At 30.9% G+C, this 1,817-nt stretch carries 2 protein-coding genes and 2 pseudogenes; 2 read left to right on the plus strand and 2 right to left on the minus strand.

Annotated features, from left to right (window positions below):
- A pseudogene (locus AC1DTM_RS24975) lies at positions 1-96 on the minus strand (sodium:proton symporter); the annotation flags it as partial.
- 332 nt (positions 97-428) lie between these two features.
- Here AC1DTM_RS24975 and AC1DTM_RS24980 point away from each other — a divergent pair.
- Positions 429-671 (plus strand): hypothetical protein, encoded by a 243-nt coding sequence (locus AC1DTM_RS24980; protein WP_436967966.1) that lies wholly within the window; start codon positions 429-431, stop codon positions 669-671.
- 252 nt (positions 672-923) lie between these two features.
- On the opposite strand, the gene AC1DTM_RS24985 is transcribed toward AC1DTM_RS24980, so the two are convergent.
- Positions 924-1,202 carry an AbrB/MazE/SpoVT family DNA-binding domain-containing protein gene (locus tag AC1DTM_RS24985; protein WP_016105474.1) on the minus strand — a complete coding sequence of 93 codons (279 nt, stop codon included), beginning with the start codon at positions 1,200-1,202 and terminating at the stop codon, positions 924-926.
- 88 nt (positions 1,203-1,290) lie between these two features.
- On the opposite strand from AC1DTM_RS24985, the pseudogene AC1DTM_RS24990 reads away from it, so the two are divergent.
- Positions 1,291-1,403: pseudogene (locus AC1DTM_RS24990) on the plus strand (ribbon-helix-helix domain-containing protein); the annotation flags it as partial.
- Positions 1,404-1,817: the final 414 nt, after the last annotated feature.

Raw genomic sequence — 1,817 nt, forward strand, 5'->3', positions numbered from 1 at the left:
GTTTATAACCTTCTTAAAAGCTTCTTCTCTACTGTAAAAGTCATTTAAACTATACAATCCATACCATTTAATATGTAATGTCTCTATTAATTCCACCTCGTTTTCCAGACAATACTATTATTTCTGAATATTTTATTTATTACGAATACACATTCCCGCTTACTTGAATTAAAAATTGCGCTTTTCTATAATACATTTTATTGTTAATAACTTCAATAATGAATATGTACATATGTAGCATTGAATGGATGCAAAAAAACATAGAAATTTAATCTTTCTACGTTTTTCCTAACTTCAGATTATTTTACTATTTAAAAATCTTCCTTCCATTTCACTTTGTGATCGAATTCAAAACTATTTTTTGACAGCTCCTTGTTTATGAACCAATATAACAACAGTACCACATTTACCTTATGGTGGGCTAAATGATGAATAAAAACAACAGGTCTCAAAGACTCTTAGAACTTCTTGAAGCAAATAGAAAAAAGCATAAACCCACTCATGGTGCTTTATATGACGAATGCGTCTGCGTGTTAGGTACTGAAACTAAAGAATTATCTCCTGAAAGAGGATCAGAAATATACAAATTATTAAATGACTCTTACCCTTTTGAATGGTGGGGGTCAGCCGAGATTTATTTACTTTATCAAGGTAATAAAAAGGCTAGTTAGCCCCTAAAATGGACTAACTAGCCTTTTTATTATTTTTTCCTTTTCACATATGTTCCTCATGCAATTTTCGTTCAGAGAATTCGATAAATTCTTCTAGCTTTTGTTTTTCTAAAACCGATACGAAAATATACACTAACTAAATTTCGACAAAAGAGAATGGAATTGATTCTATTTTTGGCAAATATTTTTATAAATATTACAATACACGAAATTACTATATTAATTTTAATAAAAGCCCCTGAAAGGAGCCACTTATTTTACAAGGTACTGTTCTACTTCTTTTATTAATAGTTCTGCACCTTCTGGACTTAATGTTATCTTACCGTTTGCTAATGACATGTTACGATTTGATACCTCTCCTGTTAATGCACAAACACCACCGGGCTGATATTTCTGTAAAACAATGTCTTCACCTTCTACAAAGATCTCTAATGGTGATTTTTCTTTAATACCTAGCGTATTTCTAAGTTCCTTTGGAATTACCACACGCCCTAAATCATCTACTTTTCTAGTCACTCCGGTTGCTTTCATCTAGCATCTTTCCCCATTTCATTATCAATTGTACCCAAGTTATTCTTTACTATTGTAACAAGCTTTTACCATATATGAACATTCATTTACATTTACAAAAGAGCAAGTGGAACAAATAGAAAATTATTGGCATGAAAATAGGCTAAGAATCAAAATGAAGCAATTCGTCAGCTCGTAGAGAAAGGGTTAAGTCGTAAATAATGACTACCCTTTTTATTTTTCCTAAAAACCCTAAAAACGTATGTAAAGCCTGTATCCATCTTTACATGCGTTTTTATAATAAATAAGACCTATTGTATTAACTTCTTCATTAAAACGCAAAATAAACCGATTTGGAAAGCCGTTTTCAAATCAAACCTCATTTTTATACAATTCAGTCTTATTTACCGCTTCCCAGCGATTTTTCTGTCTTATATAATTGAATTAACAAATATTGGGGGGTAAAATGAATAAACAAAACGTATCATCAGCACTCGACAACCCTAGATTGTAAAGATGTTTTATCTTCCTTTGTGTATTGYATTTCTAAGATTTTCATTGCCCTTTATCCCTTTATACTTTACTTGTACCAATAACCCATTACTTCACCTTTTCTAAAACCATAAAGAACGTACT

This window comes from Bacillus sp. P4_D3 (genome assembly GCF_056401855.1).

Excerpts from the sequence above, each read along its gene's own strand:
- AC1DTM_RS24980 (WP_436967966.1), top strand. The coding sequence starts at position 429 with ATGAATAAAAACAACAGGTCTCAAAGACTCTTAGAACTTCTTGAAGCA.
- AC1DTM_RS24985 (WP_016105474.1), bottom strand. The coding sequence starts at position 1,202 with ATGAAAGCAACCGGAGTGACTAGAAAAGTAGATGATTTAGGGCGTGTG.